The sequence below is a fragment of the Umezawaea tangerina genome (assembly GCF_003002815.1).
Classification (GTDB): Bacteria; Actinomycetota; Actinomycetes; order Mycobacteriales; family Pseudonocardiaceae; genus Umezawaea; species Umezawaea tangerina.
Genome location: NZ_PVTF01000021.1, coordinates 119,386 through 140,285 on the forward strand (window position 1 = coordinate 119,386; position 20,900 = coordinate 140,285).

1 protein-coding gene is annotated in these 20,900 nt (G+C 76.1%); it reads left to right on the forward strand.

What is annotated here, in order from left to right; all coding sequences use genetic code 11:
- Positions 1 to 34: 34 nt before the first annotated feature.
- Positions 35 to 20,896, forward strand: coding sequence for a type I polyketide synthase (locus tag CLV43_RS48300; protein WP_170156285.1), 20,862 nt, complete (start codon positions 35 to 37; stop codon positions 20,894 to 20,896).
- Positions 20,897 to 20,900: the final 4 nt, after the last annotated feature.

The following is a 20,900-nucleotide window of genomic DNA, read 5'->3' on the forward strand; positions in this document are numbered from 1 at the left end:
GGGTGCCCGCGAAGTGCCGACCGTGAGGACTCCCGTGAACGAGAACAAGCTCCGCGACTACCTCAAGCGCGTGACGGCGGACCTCCAGCGCACCAAGGCCCGCCTGCGCGAGGTCGAGGAGGGCGGCGGCGAACCGATCGCCATCGTGGCGATGGGCTGCCGCTACCCCGGCGGCGTGACCAGCCCCGAGGAGCTGTGGGACCTGGTCGCGGGCGAGGTCGACGCGGTCACGGCGTTCCCGGCCGAGCGCGGCTGGGCCATCGAGGGCACCGGCGCGTTCGTGGACGACGTCGCCGGGTTCGACGCGGACCTGTTCGGCATCTCCCCGCACGAGGCGCTGGCGATGGACCCGCAGCAGCGGCTCCTGCTGGAGACCGCGTGGGAGGTGTTCGAACGGGCCGGGATCGACCCCACGTCGCTGAAGACCAGCAAGACCGGGGTGTTCGCCGGGGTGCAGTACCAGGACTACGCCTCCCGCCCGCTGGCCGTGTCCGACGAGGTGCGGCCCTACCTCGGCCAGGGCAGCTCGGACAACATCGTGTCCGGACGCGTGGCCTACGCGTTCGGCCTGGAGGGCCCGGCCGTCTCCATCGACACCGCGTGCTCGTCGTCGCTGGTCGGCATCCACCTGGCCGGGCAGTCGCTGCGGTCCGGCGAGTGCGACCTCGCCCTGGCGGGCGGCGTGATGGTGATGTCCACCGATGCCGCGTTCGCCGAGATGGCCGTCCAGGGCGGCCTCGCCGCCGACGGCCGCTGCAAGTCCTTCTCCGCCACCGCCGACGGCACCGGCTGGGGCGAGGGCGTCGGCCTGCTCCTGCTGGAACGGCTGTCCGACGCGCGCCGCAACGGGCACCCGGTGCTCGCGGTGATCCGAGGGTCCGCGGTCAACCAGGACGGCGCCAGCAGCAGGCTCACCGCGCCCAACGGTCCCGCGCAGCAACGCCTCATCCGCACCGCGCTGGCGGGCGCCGGGCTCGCACCGTCCGAGGTGGACGTCGTCGAGGCGCACGGCACCGGCACCCCGCTCGGCGACCCGATCGAGGCCCAGGCGCTGATCGCCACCTACGGCAAGGACCGGGAGCGGCCGCTGCTGCTGGGGTCGCTCAAGTCCAACATCGCGCACACCCAGGCCGCGGCCGGGGTCGGCGGCGTGATCAAGATGGTGCTCGCCATGCGGGCCGGGATCGTGCCCGCGACCCTGCACGTGGACGCGCCGACGCCCGCGGTGGACTGGTCGGACGGCACCGTGCGGCTGGTGACGTCGGCGCAGGAGTGGCCGGACACCGGCAGGCCACGCCGGTCCGCCGTGTCGTCGTTCGGCGTGAGCGGCACCAACAGCCACGTCATCCTCGAACAGGCACCCGAACCCGACGCCGAGGCCGAGCCGGACGCCGTCGACGGCCCCGTGGCGTGGGTGCTGTCCGGTCGCACCGAGGCGGCCCTGCGCGGCCAGGCCGGACGGCTGGCGGACTTCCTCGCCGAACGGCCCGGCGTGCGGCCCGTGGACGTGGCGCACTCGCTGGCCACCACCCGCGCGGCGCTGGAGCACCGGGCCGTGGTGGTCGCGGCCGACCCGGCCGCCTTCCTGGCCAAGCTGACCGACCTGGCCGCCGACGCGCCCACGGCCGACGCCGTCCGCGGGGTGGTCGCGGGCGACCCGCCGGACGTCCTGTTCGCTTTCCCCGGCCAGGGCACGCAGTGGGCGGGCATGGCGGTCGACCTGCTCGACACGGCCCCGGTGTTCCGCGACCGCCTGCTGGAGTGCGCCGACGCGCTGGCCCCGCACGTGGACTGGTCGCTGGTCGACGTGCTGCGCGGCGAGGGACCCGGCCTGGACCGGGTGGACGTCGTGCAGCCGGTGCTGTTCGCGGTCATGGTGTCGCTGGCGGCGCTGTGGGAGTCGTGCGGGGTCACCCCGGCCGGCGTGGTCGGCCACTCGCAGGGCGAGATCGCCGCCGCCGTGGTCGCGGGAGCACTGTCGCTTGAGGACGGTGCGCGCGTGGTCGCCTTGCGCAGCCGAGCCCTGCGGGCGTTGAGCGGCGCGGGCGGCATGATGTCCGTCGCGCTGCCCGCCGCCGAGCTCCGGCTGACCGGTGACCTTTCCCTGGCGGCCGTGAACGGGCCCTCGTCGGTGGTCGTGTCCGGTGATCCGGCCGAGCTCGTGGCACTGCGCGACGAGCTGCACGGCCGCGACGTCCGGGCCACGATCCTGCCGGTGGACTACGCGTCCCACTCGGCGCACGTCGAACGGATCGAGCAGGACCTGCTCACCGCGCTGGCCGACGTCTCGGCGGTGTCGGCGGACATCGCGTTCTACTCGTCGGTGACCGGCGGCCTGCTCGACACGGCCGCGCTCGACGCCGCCTACTGGTACCGCAACCTGCGCCGCACCGTGGAGTTCGAGCAGGCCACCCGTGCCGCGCTCGCCGACGGCCACGGCGTGGTGCTGGAGGTCGGGCCGCACCCGGTGCTCACCAACGCCGTGCAGGAGACCGCCGACACCGCCGGGTCGACCGCCGTGGCGCTCGGGTCGCTGCGCCGCGACGACGGCGGCCCCAGCCGCGTGCTCACCACGCTGGGCGAGCTGCACGCGGCGGGCGTGGTCGTGGACTGGGCCGCGGTGAACGCCGCGCGCTCGCCCCGCGTGATCGCCCTGCCCACGTACGCCTTCCAGCGCAAGCACTACTGGCTGGAGACCGTGCCCGCGACCGGCGACCTGCGCGCCGCCGGACTGGGCACCCCGGACCACCCGCTGCTCGGTGCCGTCGTGTCGGTGGCCGACGGCGACGGTGTGCTGTTCACCGGGCAGCTCTCCCGCCGCACCCACCCGTGGCTGGCCGACCACGCCGTCGGCGACGCCGTCCTGCTGCCGGGGGCCGCGCTGCTGGAGCTCGCCATCCGCGCGGGTGACCAGGTCGGCTGCGGCCGGGTCGAGGAGCTGACCCTCGAAGCGCCGCTGCTGCTCCCCGACGACGGGGCCGTGACCATCCAGGTCGCCGTCGGCACGCCGGACGAGCAGGGCCGCCGTCCGCTGACGGTGTTCGGCCGCGTCGGCGACGACGACTGGACCCGCCACGCGGGCGGCGTCCTCGCCGCGACCCCGGCACCCGCGCCCGCCACCGCGACCGCGTGGCCGCCCGCCGGGGCCGAGCCGATCGACGTGTCCACCTTGTACGACGACTTCGCGGGCGTCGGCTTCCACTACGGGCCCGCCTTCCGCGGCCTGCGGGCCGCGTGGCGACTCGGCGCGGAGGTGTTCGCCGAGGTCGAGCTGCCAGAGGACCACCGCGCCACGGCCACCGCGTACGGGCTGCACCCGCTGCTGCTCGACGCCTCGCTGCACGCCTCCGGCGCGGGGTCGACCCCGGCGGGCTGGCTGCCGTTCTCCTGGTCCGGCGTCACGCTGCACGCCTCGGGCGCGGCGGCGCTGCGGATGCGGCTGACCCCGGCCGGGCCCTACGGGTTCGCGCTCGAAGCCCGCGACGGTGCGGGCGCCCCCGTCCTGACCGTCGAGTCGCTGCTGCTGCGCCCGACCCCGGCCGGTGGCCTGAGGACCGGCCGCGACCCGCTGCGCGACGCCCTGTTCCGGCTGGACTGGGTGCGGCTGCCCGGCACGGCCCCGGCGACCGGGTGGGCCGAGCTGCCCGACGTGGCGCCGGTCGTGGTCGCGCGGATCGGCGACCCGGACGCCGCGGACGTCGTCGCGGCCACCCACGAGGCCGTGCGGGCCGCGCTGGAGCTGGTGCGGACCTGGCTGGCCGACGAGCGGTACCGCGACTCCCGGCTGGTGGTCGTCACCCGCCGCGCGGTCGCCGCGCACGACGACGAGGACGTGCTCGACCTGCCCGCCGCGGCGGCGCGCGGCCTCGTCCGCTCCGCCCAGTCCGAGCACCCCGACCGCTTCGGCCTGCTCGACCTCGACGCCGACGCCGACCTGGCCGTCGGGCTCGGCGCGCTCGGCCCCGACGAGGACCAGGTCGCCGTGCGCGGGGGAGAGGTCCTCGTGCCGCGGCTGGTCCGCACCCCGGCGGGCCCGCGGCCCGCGTGGGACCCGGAGGGCACGGTCCTGGTCACCGGCGGCACCGGTGTGCTCGGCGGGATCGTGGCCCGGCACCTGGTGGTGGAGCACGGCGTCCGCAACCTGGTGCTGGCCGGACGCGGTGGTCGGGCGGCGGAGCTGGTGGCCGAGCTGGCCGCGCACGGCGCCACCGCGACCGCCGTGGCCTGCGACGTCGCCGACCGGGACGCCCTGGCCGCCGTGATCGCCGCCCACCCGCCGACCGCCGTGGTGCACGCCGCCGGCGTGCTCAGCGACGGGGTGGTCACCTCGCTGACCCCCGACCGGCTCGGCCCGGTGCTGCGGCCCAAGGTCGACGCCCTCGTGCACCTGGACGAGCTGACCCGCGACCTCGACCTGTCGGCGTTCGTGCTGTTCTCCTCGGGCGCGGGCCTGCTCGGCGGCGCGGGCCAGGGCGGCTACACCGCCGCCAACGCCTTCGTCGACGCGTTCGCCCAGCACCGCCGGGCCCGCGGCCTGCCCGCGGTGTCGGTGGCGTGGGGGCTGTGGGAGACCCCGACCGGGCTCACCGGCCACCTCGGCGCGGACGACCTGCGGCGGATCGCCGAGTCCGGGATGCGGCCGCTGCCCACCGCGCTCGGCCTCGCCCTGTTCGACGCGGCCGTGGACGCCGGGCCGGCGTTCCTGACCGCGATGGCCCTCGACCTGGCCGTGCTGCGCGACCAGCCGTTCGCCCCGGTGCTCCGGGCCCTGGTCCGCACGCCGGTGCGCCGCCCGCTGGCCGCACTGGCCGGTGACGGCGCGTCGGGCCTGGCCCGCGACCTGGCCGCACTCCCGACCGACGGTCGGATCCGGCTGCTCACCGAGACCCTGCGCGGGCACGTGGCCGCCGTCCTCGGCCACGGCTCCGCGGCCGAGGTCGACGCCCGCCGCGCCTTCCGCGACCTGGGCTTCGACTCGCTGGCCGCCGTCGCGCTGCGCAACCGGCTGGCCGCCGCGACCGGTCTGCGGCTGCCCGCGACGCTGGTGTTCGACCACCCGTCCCCGGCCGAGCTCGCCGCCCACCTGCTGGAGCGGCTGTTCGACGCCGCGGACGCGCCCGTCATCACCCCGGCCGCCCCCGTGGCGGCCGTCGACGGCGACCCGGTCGTCGTGGTGGCGATGAGCTGCCGCCTGCCCGGCGGCGCCGACACCCCCGAGCGGTTCTGGGACCTGGTGTCCGGCGAGGCCGACGCCGTGTCGGAGTTCCCGCGCGACCGCGGCTGGGACGTCGACGGGCTCTACCACCCCGACCCCGACCACCCCGGCACGACCTACACCCGTGAAGGCGGGTTCCTGGTCGACCCCGCCGACTTCGACCCCGCGTTCTTCGGCATCTCCCCGCGCGAGGCCATCGCCACCGACCCGCAGCACCGGCTGCTGCTGGAGGTCACCTGGGAGGCGTTCGAGCGCGGCGGCATCGACCCGGCCTCGCTGCGCGGCAGCGACACCGGCGTGTTCGCCGGGGTGATGTCCAACGACTACACACTGCGCCTGGACCGCATCCCCGAAGAGGCCGTCGACTTCGTCGGCCTCGGCAACTCGCCCAGCGTGCTGTCCGGCCGGGTCTCCTACACGTTCGGCTTCCAGGGCCCCGCGATCACCGTGGACACAGCGTGCTCGTCGTCGCTGGTGGCCATCCACCTCGCCGCACAGGCCCTGCGCAACGGCGAGTGCTCGCTGGCGGTCGCGGGCGGCGTCACCGTCATGTCCACGCCGCTGCTGTTCGTCGACTCCAGCCGCACGCGCGGTCTGGCCCCCAACGGCCGGAGCAAGGCGTTCGCCGCCGCGGCCGACGGCGTCGGCATGGCCGAGGGCGCCGGTGTCGTGCTGCTGGAACGGCTGTCCGACGCCGTCCGCCACGGCCACCCGGTGCTGGCCGTCGTGCGCGGCAGCGCGGTGAACCAGGACGGCGCGTCCAACGGCCTCGCCGCCCCCAACGGCGCCGCGCAGCGCCGGGTCATCCAGCAGGCGCTGGCCGCGTCCGGGCTGTCGGCGGCCGACGTGGACGCGGTGGAGGCGCACGGCACCGGTACCCGGCTCGGCGACCCGATCGAGGCCAACGCGCTCCTGTCCACCTACGGCCGCGACCGCGCGGGCGACCCGCTGTGGCTGGGGTCGGTGAAGTCGAACATCGGCCACGCCCAGGCCGCCGCCGGGGTGGCGGGCGTGATCAAGATGGTGCTCGCCCTGCGGCACGCGACGCTGCCGCGCACCCTGCACGTGGACGCCCCGACGCCCGAGGTGGACTGGTCCACCGGTGCGGTGGAGCTGCTGACCGAGGCGCGCGACTGGGCGCCCAACGGGCGGCCGCGCCGGGCCGGGGTGTCGTCGTTCGGCGTGAGCGGCACCAACGCCCACCTGATCATCGAGGAGTTCCCCGAACCGGCCCGCGTCCCGGCCGCCGAGCCCGGCCTGCTGGCCTTCCCGCTGTCCGCCCGCGGTGCCGAGGCGCTGCGGGCCCAGGCCGGCGACCTGCGCGACCACGTCGACCGGCACCCGGACCTAGCGGTCGCGGACGTGGCCCGCACGCTGGCCACCGGGCGGACGGCGTTCGACCACCGGGCCGTCGTGGTCGGCACCGGCCGGGACGACCTGCTGCGCGGGCTCGCCGCGCTCGCCGACGGCCTGCCCGACCCCTCCGTGGTGTCCGGCCAGGCGGGGCGTGGCGGCGGCCGACCGGTGTTCGTGTTCCCCGGCCAGGGCTCCGAGTGGGTCGGCATGGGCCGTGACCTGGCCGCCGCGCACCCGGTGTTCGCGGCCCGGCTGCGCGAGTGCGACGAGGCGTTCCGCCCGCACACCGGGTGGTCCGTGCTCGACGTGCTCACCGAGGCCGAGGGCGCCCCGAAGCTCGACCACACGACCGTCGTGCAGCCGGTGCTGTTCTCGGTGATGGTGTCGCTGGCCGCGCTGTGGCGCTCCCTGGGCGTCGAGCCCGCGGCCGTGGTCGGCCACTCGCAGGGCGAGGTCGCCGCGGCGGTGGTCGCGGGTGTGCTGCCGCTGGCCGACGCCGCCCGGATGCTCGTGCTGCGCAGCACGCTGCTCGCCGCGGAGCTCGTCGGCAAGGGCGTCATCGCCGTCGTCGCGCTGCCCGCCGAGCGGGTGCGCGCGGACCTCGCACCGTGGGGCGACCGGGTCGTCGTGTCCGGCGTCAACGGGCCGACCGCCACGTCGATCTCGGGTGAGACGGAGGCGGTCACCGAGCTGGTGGCGGGCTGGAAGGCGGCGGGGGAGCGGGCCAGGGTGGTCCCGGCCAGCGGCGCGACCCACAGCCCGCAGGTGGAGCCGGTGCGCGGACCGCTGCTGGCGGCGCTGTCGGACCTGCGTCCGACCGACGGCGACCTGGTCTTCTACTCCACGGTCACCGCGGAGCCGATGCCCGGCACCGCGCTGGACGCCGACTACTGGTTCGACAACGCCCGCCTGCCGGTCGACTTCGTCGGCGCCGTGCGGCGCGTGCTCGCCGACGGTCACGACCTGTTCGTGGAGTGCAGCCCGCACCCCGCGCTGGTCTCGGCCCTGGTCGAGATCGCCGAGGACGCGGGCGGCGACGCCGTGGCGGTGGGGTCCCTGCGCCGCGACGACGGGGGCACGGACCGGTTCCTCAAGTCCGTGGCGGAGCTGCACGTCCGGCGCGGTCCGGTCGAGTGGGCCCCGGTGCCCGGCGGCAGGCACGTGGAGCTGCCGACCTACCCGTTCCAGCGCCGCCGCTACTGGCTGGAGTCCGCCCGCACCTCGGGGGACGTCCGGTCGGTCGGCCAGGCCACCGCCGACCACCCGCTGCTGGGCGCGTCGGTCCTGCTGGCCGAACAGGAGGGCCTGCTGCTGACCGGGCGGCTGTCCACCGGCACCCACGGGTGGCTGGCCGACCACGCCCTGGGCGGCACGGTGCTGCTGCCCGGCACCGCGTTCCTGGAGCTCGCCGTCCGGGCCGGTGACCAGGTCGGCTGCGGCCGCGTCGACGAGCTGGTGCTGGAGGCGCCGCTGCTGCTCCCGGAGCGCGGTGGCATGGCGGTGCAGGTCGTGGCGGGTGCCGCGGACGGCACCGGCGCGCGCACGGTCCACGTGCACGCCCGACCCGATGACGCCCCCGACGACCTGCCGTGGACCCGGTACGCCTCCGGCGTCCTGGTCCCCGACGAGCCCGCACCCGCGGCGCCGTCCGCCCAGTGGCCCCCGCCCGGCGCCGAGCCGGTCGACGTGGAGGCCCACTACGCCGCCGCCGAGGGCACCGACCACGCCTACGGGCCCGCCTTCCGCGGGCTGCGGGCGGCGTGGCGGTCCGGTGCCGAGGTGTTCGCCGAGGTCGCGCTGCCCGACGGCCTGGTCGGCGAGGCGGACGAGTTCGGCCTGCACCCCGCGCTGCTCGACGCCGCCGTGCAGGCGACCGCGTTCGGCGACTTCTTCGACGGCGACGACCGCTTCCGGCTGCCGTTCTCCTGGTCCGGCGTGTCCCTGCACGCCGCGGGCGCGTCCGCCCTGCGGGTGCGGATCCGCGCCGCGGGGTCCGAGGCCGTGGCCATCGACGCCGTGGACACCTCCGGCGCGCCCGTCGTGTCCATCGACTCGCTGGTGGCCCGGCCGTTCTCGGCCGACCAGCTCGCCGTGGGCGACCCGGTCGTCCGGGAGTCGCTGTTCCGCGTCGAGTGGTCCCCGGTCGCCGTCGAGGACACCCTGCCGGTCGCGGTCGTGGGTACTGGGCTCATCGTCCCCGGTGCACAGCAGAGCGCTGACCTGGCCGACCTCGGGCAAGTGCCCGAGGTCGTGCTGCTCGCCCCGGCCCCCGGCGACGTCCGGGACCAGCTCGGTCGGGTGCTCGGCGCGCTCCAGGAGTGGCTGGCCGACGACCGGTTCACCGCGGCCCGGCTGGTCGTGGTGACCCGGCGGGCCGTCGCGACCGCCGAAGACGACGACGTGGACGTGGAGCAGGCCCCGCTGTGGGGTCTGGTGCGGTCGGCCCAGTCGGAGCACCCCGGTCGGTTCGGGTTGCTCGACCTCGACGGTGCCGAGGTGCCCGCCGCGGTGGCGTGCTCGCCGGAACCGCAGGTCGCGCTGCGTGGAGGCACCGCGTTCGCGCCACGCCTGGTGCGCGCGGCGGCCGGCGGCAGGCTCGTGCCGCCCGGACAGCGGCAGGGGTGGCGGATCGGGCACACCGGCCGCGGCACCCTGGAGAGCCTGGTCGTCACCCCGTGGCCCGACGTCCCCCTCGCCGAGGGCGAGGTGCGGATCTCGGTGCGCGCGGCGGGCGTGAACTTCCGCGACGCCCTGAACGCGCTCGGCATGATGCCCGCCGAGGCCGCCGGACCGCTCGGCGTCGAGGGCTCCGGCGTGGTCGTCGAGACCGGTCCGGGCGTCACCGACCTGGCTCCTGGGGACCGGGTGTTCGGCATCTTCCACGCCTACGGCACCACAGCCGTGGTGGATCGGCGGCTGGTCGCGCCGATGCCACACCTGTGGTCCTTCGAGCAGGCCGCCGCCGTGCCCGCGGTGTTCCTCACCGCCTACTACGGGCTGGTGGACGTCGCCGGGCTCCAGGCGGGCGAGTCGGTCCTCGTGCACGCCGCCGCGGGTGGCGTGGGCATGGCCGCGGTGCAGCTGGCCCGCCACCTCGGCGCCGAGGTCCACGGCACGGCGAGCCCGGCCAAGTGGGCCTCGACCGGCTTGGACGAGGCGCACCTTGCGTCGTCACGGACCCTGGAGTTCGAGCAGCGGTTCGAGCACGGCGTGGACGTCGTGCTCAACGCGCTGGCGGGCGACTTCGTGGACGCCTCCCTGCGGCTGCTGCCGCGCGGCGGCCGGTTCGTCGAGCTGGGCATGACCGACGTCCGCGACCCGGCCGAGGTCGCACGGGCCCACCCCGGCGTGCGGTACCGCGGGTTCGGGCTCGGCGAAGCCGGTCCCGACCGGACCCAGGAGATGCTCGGCGAGCTCCTGGCCCTGTTCGAGGCGGGCGCGCTGCGGCCGCTGCCGCTGCGGACCTGGGACATCACCCGGCTGCCCGAGGCACTGCGGCACATCGGCCAGGCCCGCCACGTCGGCAAGGTCGCCGTGCGGCTGCCGAGGCCGTGGGACCCGGACGGCACGGTGCTGGTCACCGGGGCCACCGGAGCCCTGGCCGGTCAGGTCGCCCGGCACCTCGTCGCCGAACGCGGGGTGCGGCACCTGCTGCTGCTCTCGCGCACCGCGTCCGCCGCCACCGAACTGAGGAACGACCTGGTCGCGCTGGGTGCGACCGTCGTGCTCGTGGACTGCGACGTGGCCGACCGCGACGCCCTGGCCCGCGTGCTGGCCGACGTCGAGCACCCGCTGACCGCCGTCGTGCACACGGCCGCCGTCCTGGACGACGGCCTCGTCGCCGACCTCACCCCGGACCGCCTGGACGCCGTGCTCCGCGCGAAGGCGGACGGCGCCCGGCACCTGCACGACCTCACCGCGCACCTGGACCTGGCCGCGTTCGTGCTGTTCTCCTCCGGGGCGTCGGTGTTCGGCAGCCCCGGCCAGGCCAACTACGCGGCGGCCAACGCCTTCCTCGACGGCCTCGCCCAGCACCGCCGCGCACGGGGCCTGCCCGCGCGGTCGATCGCGTGGGGCCTGTGGCGCGACAGCGGGGCGGCGTCCGGCCTGGACCGGATGCACCGCTCCGGCGTCGGCGCCCTGACCACGGCCGACGGCCTCGCCCTCTTCGACGCCGGGGACGTCCTCGACGAGGCACTGGTCGTCGCCGTCGCCCTGGACACCTCCGTGCGGTCGGACTCGGACGTGCCGCCGCTGCTGCGCGGCCTGGTCGCCGCGAAGCGGCGGCGCAGCACCGGGGCGGCGGCCGCGGACCTGCCCGCGTTCGCGCGGAAGCTCGCCGCGCTGACCACCCCCGAGGCCGACCGGCTGCTGACCGACCTGGTCCGCACCACCGTGGCCGTCGTGCTCGGCCACCCCTCCGCCGACTCGGTGCCCGTCGACACGGCGTTCCGGGACCTCGGCGTCGACTCGCTCACGGCCGTGGAGCTGCGCAACCGTCTCGCCGCCGCCACCGGTCTCCGACTGCCCGCCACGCTGGTGTTCGACCACCCGTCGGCGATCCGGCTGGCCACGCACCTGCGCACCACCGCGCTGGGCACGGCCGACCGCGCGACGACGCCGGTCGCCCCCGTCGTGACCGGCGACGACCCGGTGGTCATCGTCGGCATGGGCTGCCGCTACCCCGGCGGCGTGAGCACACCCGCCGAGCTGTGGGACCTGCTGCACGCCGGCGGCGACGCCGTTGGCCCACCGCCGGTGGACCGCGGCTGGGACCTCGACGCCCTCTACTCCGGTTCGGACCTGGAACACCGGGTCGCCCAGGGCGCGTTCCTGGCCGACGCGGCCGGGTTCGACGCGGACTTCTTCGGCATCTCGCCCCGCGAGGCGCTGACCATGGACCCGCAGCAGCGGCTGCTGCTGGAGACGTCGTGGGAGACGCTGGAACGCGCGGGTATCGACCCGGCGGGCCTGCGCGGCTCGTCGACCGGTGTGTTCATCGGCCTGAGCAGCCACGACTACCTGATGCTGGTGGCGCGTTCGGACGAGGCCGCCGCCGGGTTCGTGGCCACCGGCAACTCCGGCAGCGTCGCGTCCGGCCGCATCTCCTACGCCCTCGGGTTCGAGGGTCCCGCGGTCACCGTGGACACGGCGTGCTCGTCGTCCCTGGTCGCGATCCACCTCGCCGCCCAGGCGCTGCGGGCAGGCGAGTGCACGCTCGCGATCGCCGGCGGTTCGACCGTGATGGCCGCGCCCGACGGGCTGCTGGAGTTCGGCCAGAAGGGCGGGCTCGCCGCCGACGGCCGGAGCAAGGCGTTCAGCGAGCGGGCGGACGGCTTCGGCGTCGCCGAGGGCGTCGGTGTGGTGCTGCTGCAACGGCTCTCCGACGCCCGGCGCATGGGCCACCCGGTGCTGGCGGTGGTGCGCGGCAGCGCGGTCAACCAGGACGGTGCCTCCAACGGGCTGACCGCGCCCAACGGGCCGTCGCAGGAACGCGTGATCCGGCAGGCGCTGGCCGCCGCCGGGCTGTCGGCGGCCGACGTGGACGCCGTGGAGGCGCACGGCACCGGCACCCGGCTCGGTGACCCGATCGAGGCCGGGGCACTGCTGGCGACCTACGGTCAGGACCGCGCGGGCGACCCGCTGTGGCTGGGGTCGGTCAAGTCGAACATCGGGCACACCCAGGCCGCCGCGGGTGTCGCGGGCGTGCTGAAGATGGTGCTCGCCCTGCGTCACGAGGAACTGCCGCGCACGCTGCACGTGGCCGAGCCGTCGTCCGAGGTGGACTGGTCGTCGGGCGCGGTGTCGCTGCTGGCCGAGCCGGTGCCGTGGCCCCGGACCGACCGGCCGCGCCGGGCGGGTGTGTCGTCGTTCGGGATCAGCGGCACCAACGCGCACGTGATCATCGAGGAGCCCCCGGCGGTCGAGACCCCCGCGGTCGTGTCCGGCGTGCTGCCGTGGGTGCTGTCCGCCCGCAGCGCCGACGGACTGCGCAGGCAGGCCCGCCGACTGGCCGACCTGGTGGCGGGCTCCGCGGACGTCGGTACCGCCGACGTCGGCCTGTCGCTGGCGGCCGGGCGCACGGCCTTCGCGCACCGCGCGGTCGTCGTCGGCCGCGAACGCGACGAGCTGCTGGCCGGGATCGAGTCGGTCGCGGGCGGTGGGCTCGGTACCGGGGTGGTGAGCGGGATGGCCGGGACGGACGGCCGGGTGGTGTTCGTGTTCCCCGGCCAGGGGTCGCAGTGGGTCGGCATGGGTGTCGAACTCCTGGAGTCCTCGAAGGTGTTCGCGGAGCGGATGGCCGAGTGCGAACGGGCGTTGGCGCCGTTCGTGGACTGGCCGCTGCGCGAGGCGCTGGCGGACGAGGCCCTGTTGCTGCGCGTGGACGTCGTGCAGCCGGTGCTGTGGGCCGTGATGGTGTCGCTCGCGGCGGTGTGGCGGTCCGTCGGCGTCGAGCCCTCGGCGGTCGTCGGGCACTCGCAGGGCGAGATCGCGGCGGCCGTGGTGGCCGGAGCGTTGTCGCTGGAGGACGGCGCACGGGTCGTCGCGCTGCGCAGCAAGGCGATCGGACGCCTGGCCGGTCGTGGCGGGATGGTCTCGGTCTCGGCCTCGGTGGCCGAGGTCGAGGCGCTGCTCGACGACGGTGTGTCCATCGCCGCCGTCAACGGGCCCACGTCCGTCGTCGTGTCCGGCGAGTCGGCCGCGCTGGACGCGTTCGTCGCCCGCTGCGGCTCGACGAGGGTCCGGCGGATCGCCGTCGACTACGCCTCGCACTCCGCCGTGGTCGAGGAGATCCGCGACGAGCTGGCCGACCTGCTCCGCGACGTGGCGCCGCGGGTGCCCGAGGTCGCGTGGCGCTCGACGGTGACCGGTGACTGGATGCGCGGCGCGGACGCCGACGGCGACTACTGGTTCCGCAACCTGCGCGACCGGGTCCGGCTGGACCACGTGGTCCAGGCCCTCGTCGGCGACGGGTTCGGCGTGTTCGTGGAGCCGAGCCCGCACCCGGTGCTGGTGCCCGGCATCGAGGAGACCGCGTTCGGGCTGGGCCGCGAGGTCGCGGTGACCGGCACGCTGCGCCGCGACGAAGGCGGCCGGGACCGGCTGCTCGAAGCCGCCGCGTGGGCCTGGGTGCACGGCGTCCCGGTGGACTGGACCGGTGTGTTCGGCGGCAGCGGCAGGCGGGTCGAGCTGCCCACGTACCCGTTCGAGCACAAGCACTTCTGGCTGCGCGCGACCCCCGTGGCCGACCCGGTGGACGACGCCTTCTGGCACGCCGTCGACCGCGAGGACCTCGACGCGCTGACCGACACGCTCGACACCCCCGCCGAGGCGTTCGCCCCGGCGCTGAAGGCGCTGTCGACGTGGCGCCGCCGGACGAAGCAGTCGTCCATCGTGGACGGCTGGCGCTACCGCGAGGCGTGGCGTCCCCTGCCCGCGAAGCCGGCCACCCGCGTCACGGGTACGTGGCTGGTCGTCGTGCCGACCGGGCTCGACGCCGGATGGGCACTGGAGGCCTTCGACTCCCCGCTGGTCGTGGAGGTGCCCGGCTTCCCGGACCGGGCCGCGCTCGCCGGTCTGCTGCCCGCCGGTCCGGTGACCGGTGTGCTCTCGCTGCTCGCCTTCGCCGACGGCCACCACCCCGAGCACCCGGCCCTGCCGTCCGGGCTCGCGCTGACCACGCTCCTGCTGCAAGCACTGCTGGACTCCGGCGTGGACGGCCCGTTGTGGACGGTCACCCGGAACGCCGTGGCGCAGGGCTCCGAGGACGTCGACCCGGCCTCCGCCGCCGTGTGGGGCATCGGCCGCGTCGCCGCGCTGGAGCACCCGCGCTCGTGGGGCGGTCTGGTCGACGTGCCCGTCGACTGCGCTCCCGCGCTGCTCGCCCAAGCCCTCACCGCGGGCGGTGACGAGGACCAGCTGGCCGTGCGCGGGCAGGGTGTCCTGGTCCGCCGCCTGGTACGGGCGCAGGCCACCTCCGCGAAGCGGCGGACGTGGCGACCGACCGGCACGGTGCTGGTCACCGGCGGCACCGGCGCGGTCGGCCCGCACGTCGTGCGCTGGCTGGCGGGTGCCGGTGCGGAGCACATCGTGCTGCCCAGCCGTCGTGGCACCGAACTCGACCTCGACCTGCCCGGTGTCCGGCTCACCGCCGCCGTCTGCGACGTCGCCGACCCGGTCGCCGTGGCCGCGCTGGTGCGCCGCCTGGCCGACGAGGGCACGCCGGTCCGCGCGGTGGTGCACGCCGCGGCCGCGATGGAGCTGGGGTCGCTGGCCACCACGCCGCTGGGCGACCTCGCGCGCGGCTTCGACGCGAAGGCGATGGGCGCCGAGCACCTCGCCGTCGCGCTGGCCGACGCCGACCTGGACGCGTTCGTGCTGTTCTCGTCCATCGCGGGCGTGTGGGGCAGTGGCGACCACGGCGCCTACGCCGCCGCCAACGCCTACCTCGACGCCTTCGCGCGCCGCCGCCGGGCCCGCGGGTTGACGGCGACGTCGATCGCCTGGGGCGTGTGGGACTCGCCGGGCTTCACCGACGACCTGGTCCTGCCCGGCGGGCTGGACCTGGCCCGGCTGCGCGGGCGCGGCCTGCCGTTCCTGGACCCCGAGGTGGCCGCGCGCGCGCTGGGCCGGTGCCTGGACGACGACGAGATCACGTTGGCCGTCGCCGACGTGGACTGGTCGCGGTTCCTGGACGTGTTCACCTCCGCCCGCCCGTCCCGGCTGTTCGCCGAGATCCCGGAGGTCGCGGCGGACGACACCGCGCCGCCGGTCGTCGAGTCCGAGCTGCTGCGCGGGCTGGCGGGCCTGAACACCGCCGAGGCCGACCGCGTCCTGCACGACCTGGTCCGCGCGCAGGCGGCCGAGGTGCTCGGTCACACCGACGGCGACCTCGACCCGTCCCGCGCGTTCCGCGACCTCGGGTTCGAGTCGCTCACGGCCGTGGACCTGCGCAACCGGCTCTCCGCCCTCACCGGCCTGCGGCTGCCCGCCGCCGTGGTGTTCGACTACCCGACGGTGCACGAGCTGGCCCGCCACCTGCGCGAGGTGCTGCGCGGTGAGCAGGAGGCACCTCAGGCGCAGGCGTCCCCGGCCGCCGTGGACGAGCCGATCGCGATCGTCGGGATCAGCGGCCGGTTCCCCGGCGGCGTGCGCACACCCGACGACCTCTGGGCCGTGCTGGAGCAGGGCCGCGACGTGATCACCGACTGGCCGGAGGACCGCGGCTGGGCGCTCGACGGGCTCTACGACCCGGAACCCGCCGTGCCCGGCAAGTCCTCCACCCGCCGCGGCGGGTTCCTGCGCGGCGCGGGCGACTTCGACGCGGACTTCTTCGGCATCTCGCCGCGCGAGGCACTGGCGATGGACCCGCAGCAGCGGCTGCTGCTGGAGACCTCGTGGGAGGTCATCGAGAGCGCGGGCATCGACCCGGCGTCCTGCCGGGGCACCCGGACCGGTGTGTTCGTGGGCTGCGCGGTCAACGGCTACACCCCGCGCCCCGGCGACACGTCCGGCGTCGTGGACAGCCACTCGGTGACCGGCGGCTCCGGCAGCGTCGCGTCCGGTCGCATCTCCTACGCGCTCGGTCTGGAAGGCCCGGCGCTGACCGTGGACACGGCGTGCTCGTCGTCGCTCGTGGCCATCCACCTGGCCGCCCAGGCGCTGCGCGGTGGTGAGTGCACGCTCGCGCTCGCGGGCGGTGTGACGGTCATGGCGAACCTGGCCGGGTTCGTCGGCTTCAGCCAGACGCGCGGGCTCGCGCCGGACGGCGTGTGCAAGCCGTTCACGAGTGCCGCCGACGGCATGAGCATGTCCGAGGGCGCCGGGATGGTGCTGCTCGAACGCCTCTCCGACGCCCAGCGGCTCGGGCACCGCGTCCTGGCCGTGGTGCGCGGGTCCGCGGTGAACTCCGACGGCGCCTCCAACGGCCTGACCGCGCCCAGCGGGCTCGCGCAGCGCCGGGTGATCGGCCAGGCGCTGGCCGCCGCCGGGCTGAGCGCGGACGACGTGGACGCGGTCGAGGCGCACGGCACCGGCACGACCCTGGGCGACCCGATCGAGGCGGACGCGCTGCTGGCCACCTACGGCAAGGACCGTTCGGGAGACCCGCTGCGGCTGGGCTCGGTGAAGTCCAACATCGGCCACACCCAGCTCGCCGCCGGTGTGGCGGGAGTGCTGAAGGTGGTGCTGTCGCTCAAGCACGGTGTCCTGCCGCGCACCCTGCACGTGGACGAGCCGACGTCCGAGGTCGACTGGTCGGCGGGCGCGGTGTCGCTGCTGACCGAACCGGTGGCGTGGCCCCGCACGGACCGTCCCCGGCGGGCCGGGGTGTCGGCGTTCGGGATCAGCGGCACGAACGCCCACCTGATCATCGAGGAGGCTCCTGCCGCGGAACCGGCTTCCGCACCGGTGCCCGCGGTGGTGCCGTGGGTGCTGTCGGCCAAGACCGGCCCGGCGCTGCGGACGCAGGCGGCGCGGCTGGCCGGTGTCGACGGGAGTGCCGCGGACGTCGGCCTGTCCCTGGCCGGGCGGGCGGCGTTCGCGCACCGCGCGGTCGTGGTGGGCCACGGCCGCGCGGACCTGGTGGCCGGGCTGGACGTGGTGGCCGCTGGCGACTTCGGAGCCCACGTCGTGAGCGGCACGGTGAGGTCCGACGGCCGGGTGGTGTTCGTTTTCCCCGGTCAGGGGTCGCAGTGGGTCGGGATGGGTGTCGAGCTGTTGGCGTCCTCGCCGGTGTTCGCGGAGCGGATGGCCGAGTGCGAGCGGGCGTTGGCGCCGTTCGTGGACTGGTCGTTGCGGGAGGCGTTGTCCGACGAGGCCCTGTTGCTGCGCGTGGACGTGGTGCAGCCGGTGTTGTGGGCGGTGATGGTGTCACTGGCCGAGGTGTGGCGTTCGGCGGGTGTCGAGCCCTCGGCCGTGGTGGGTCATTCGCAGGGTGAGATCGCGGCTGCTGTGGTGGCCGGGGCGTTGTCGTTGGAGGACGGCGCCCGTGTGGTCTCGTTGCGCAGCAAGGCGATCGGGCGGTTGGCGGGCCGTGGTGGGATGGTGTCGGTGGCCGCGCCACTGGCCGAGGTCGAGGCGCTGCTGGGTGAGGGCGTGTCCATCGCGGCGGTGAACGGACCGGCGTCGGTGGTGGTGTCGGGGGAGTCGGCCGCGTTGGACGGCTTCGTCGCCCGGTGCGGTGCGCTGAGGGTGCGGCGGATCGCGGTGGACTACGCGTCGCACTCGGCCGTGGTGGAGGAGATCCGCGACGAGCTCGCCGACCTGCTGCGGGACGTCGAGCCGCTTCTGCCCGTGATCCCCTGGCGGTCGACGGTCACCGGCGAGTGGGTGCGCGAGGCCGCCGCCGTCGGCGACTACTGGTTCCGCAACCTGCGCGAACGGGTGCGGCTCGCCGATGTCGTGGACGGCTTGGTGGGCGACGGCTACGGCGTGTTCGTGGAGCCGAGCCCGCACCCGGTGCTGGTGCCCGGCATCGAGGAGACCGCGTTCGGGCTGGGCCGCGAGGTCGCGGTGACCGGCACCCTCCGGCGCGACGAGGGCGGCCTGGAGCGGGTGCTCGAGTCGGTGGCCCGCGCGTGGGTGGGTGGTGTCGACGTCGACTGGACGAGCCTGTCCGGCGGCACCCGCGTCGACCTGCCCACCTACCCGTTCCAGCACGAGCGGTTCTGGCCCGACACCCCCGCCACGAGCACCGGCGACGTCACCGGCGCCGGGCTGCTCGACCTGGCCCACCCGCTGCTCGGCGCGGGCGTCTCGCTCGCGGGCGGTGACGCCTACCTGTTCACGGCCCAGCTGTCCCTGGCCGCGCAGCCGTGGCTCGCCGAGCACGCCCTCCTCGGCGCGGTCGTCGTGCCCGGCGCGGCGCTGGCGGAGACGGCGATCCGGGTCGGCGACGAGGTCGGCTGCCCGCACGTCGAGGAGCTCACGCTCCAGGCGCCGGTCGTCGTCCCCGAGACCGGCGGGCTCACCGTGCAGGTCCAGGTCGACGAGCCCGGTCCCGACGGCACCCGGCAGGCGCGGATCTACTCCCGCTCCGACGACGACGGCCCGTGGCGGCCGCACGCGACCTGCGTGCTGGCCCCGGACGAGCCACCGCTGCCCGACGGGTTCCGCGCGCTGGCCGGGGAATGGCCTCCGGCCGGGGTGTCCACGGTGGACATCAGCCGGTTGTACGACGACTTCGCCACCGCCGGGTACGACTACGGGCCGGTGTTCCGCGGGCTGACCGCGGCGTGGCGCCGGGGCGACGAGGTGTTCGCCGAGGTGACATTGCCCGGCGAGCCCGGCGCGTTCGGCATCCACCCCGCGCTGCTCGACGCCGCCCTGCACCCGTCCTGGCTGGACGCGGCGGGATCCGGCGGCACCGGGGTGTCCATGCCGTTCTCCTGGACCGGGTTGCGACTGCACTCGGCAGGCGCCACGGCCGTGCGGGTCAGGCTCGCGCCGACCTCTGACGGCGGTACGCGGGTGCTGCTGGCCGACCCGACCGGTGCGCCGGTCGCCTCGGTCGACTCCCTGGTCGCCCGGCCCTTGCCGGACCCGAGGGCGGTGTCGGTGCCGGACGCGTTGTTCGTCCTCGACTGGCCGGAAGTGCCGCCCGCACAGCCCGAACAGGTGGACGCCGAGCCCGTCGTGGTCCGGTTCGACCCGGCCGACACCGACGTGCGCGCGGCTCTCCGGCGTGCGTTGGAGGCCGTGCGGGTCCGGCTGGAGCGGGACGAGACCGACGACCGGCCGCTCGTCGTGGTGACGCGCCGGGCCGTCGGCGTCGACGACGAGGACGTGCTCGACCTCGCGGGTGCCGCCGTCTGGGGTCTGGTCCGCACCGCGCAGGCCGAACACCCCGGCCGGTTCGTGCTAGTCGACACCGACGGGACGTCGGAGAACGGCCTCGCCGCGGCCGTGGCCACCGGGGAACCCCAGATCGCCTTGCGCGACGGCGGGATCCGCGTGCCCCGGCTGGCACGGGCGGGCGACCCCACCGCCGCGGAGTCCCCGTGGCTCCCGGACGGCACCGTGCTGGTGACCGGAGCGGGCGGCGTCCTCGGCGGGGCGGTCAGCAGGCACCTGGTCACCGCGTGCGGGGTCACCAGCCTGCTGCTGGTCGGCCGGAGCGACACCGCGGACGAGCTGGTGGCCGACCTGCGCGCCCTGGGCGCCGACGTCGCGTTCGCCGTGTGCGACGTCGCCGACCGGACGGCGCTCGCCGCCGTCCTCGAGTCCGTTCCCGCCGACCGGCCGCTGGTCGGGGTCGTGCACTGCGCGGGCGTGACCGACGACGCCCCCGTCACCGCGCTCACCGACGACCGGCTCGACCGCGTGCTGCGGCCCAAGGTCGACGGCGCGCTGAACCTGCACGAGCTGACCGCGCACCTGCCGCTGCCGGTGTTCGCGCTGTTCTCCTCGGCGTCCGGCACGACCGGGTCACCGGGGCAGGCCGCCTACACCGCCGCCAACGCGTTCGTCGACGCCTTGGTCCGCCGCCGTCGCGCGGGCGGGCTGCCCGCGCAGTCGCTCGGCTGGGGCCTGTGGGCCCGGCGCGGTGCGATGACCGGTGGTCTCGGTGACGCCCAGGTCGCCCGCGGCTACCGCGACGGCGTCGGTGAGCTCTCCGACGCCGACGGGCTCGCCCTGTTCGACGCCGCCCTGGCCCGACCGGACCGGGCACTGCTGCTGCCGTTGCGGATCGACCTGCGCGGCGTCCGCCCCGGCGACGAGCCGCCGCTGCTGCGCGGACTCGTCACGGGCAGGCGCACCCGCCGGACGGCGGCGGCCGCCGTTCCCGCCGACGGGGGAGCCGACCTGCGGCGGAAGCTGGCCGGACTGGACGCCGAGGGCGTCGGGCTGCTGCTGGACGAGCTGGTGCGCACCCAGGTCGCGGCCGTGCTCGGCCACACCGGACCGGCCGCGGTCGACCCCGACCGGGCGTTCGGCGAGGCCGGGTTCGACTCGATCACCGCCGTGGAGCTGCGCAACCGGCTCGGCGCGGCGACCGGGCTGCGGCTGCCGCCGACGCTGGTGTTCGACCACCCGACACCCGCGGCCGTGGCCGCGCACCTCGCGGTCCGCCTGGCCCCGGCCGTTCCGGCGCGACCGGTGGCCGTCGTGGGCGACGGCGAGGTCCGCGACCTGCTGCGCACGATCCCGGTGGACCGACTGCGGGCCGCCGGGCTGCTGGACGGCCTCCTGCGGCTCGCCGCGACCCCTGCGCCCGATGCTGTACCCGTGCCCGACGCCGCCCCCAGGGACCTGAGCGAGCTGGACGCCGACGACCTGGTCCGGCTGGCCATGGGCGGCTCCGGTCTCCCCGACGACGAATGACGGA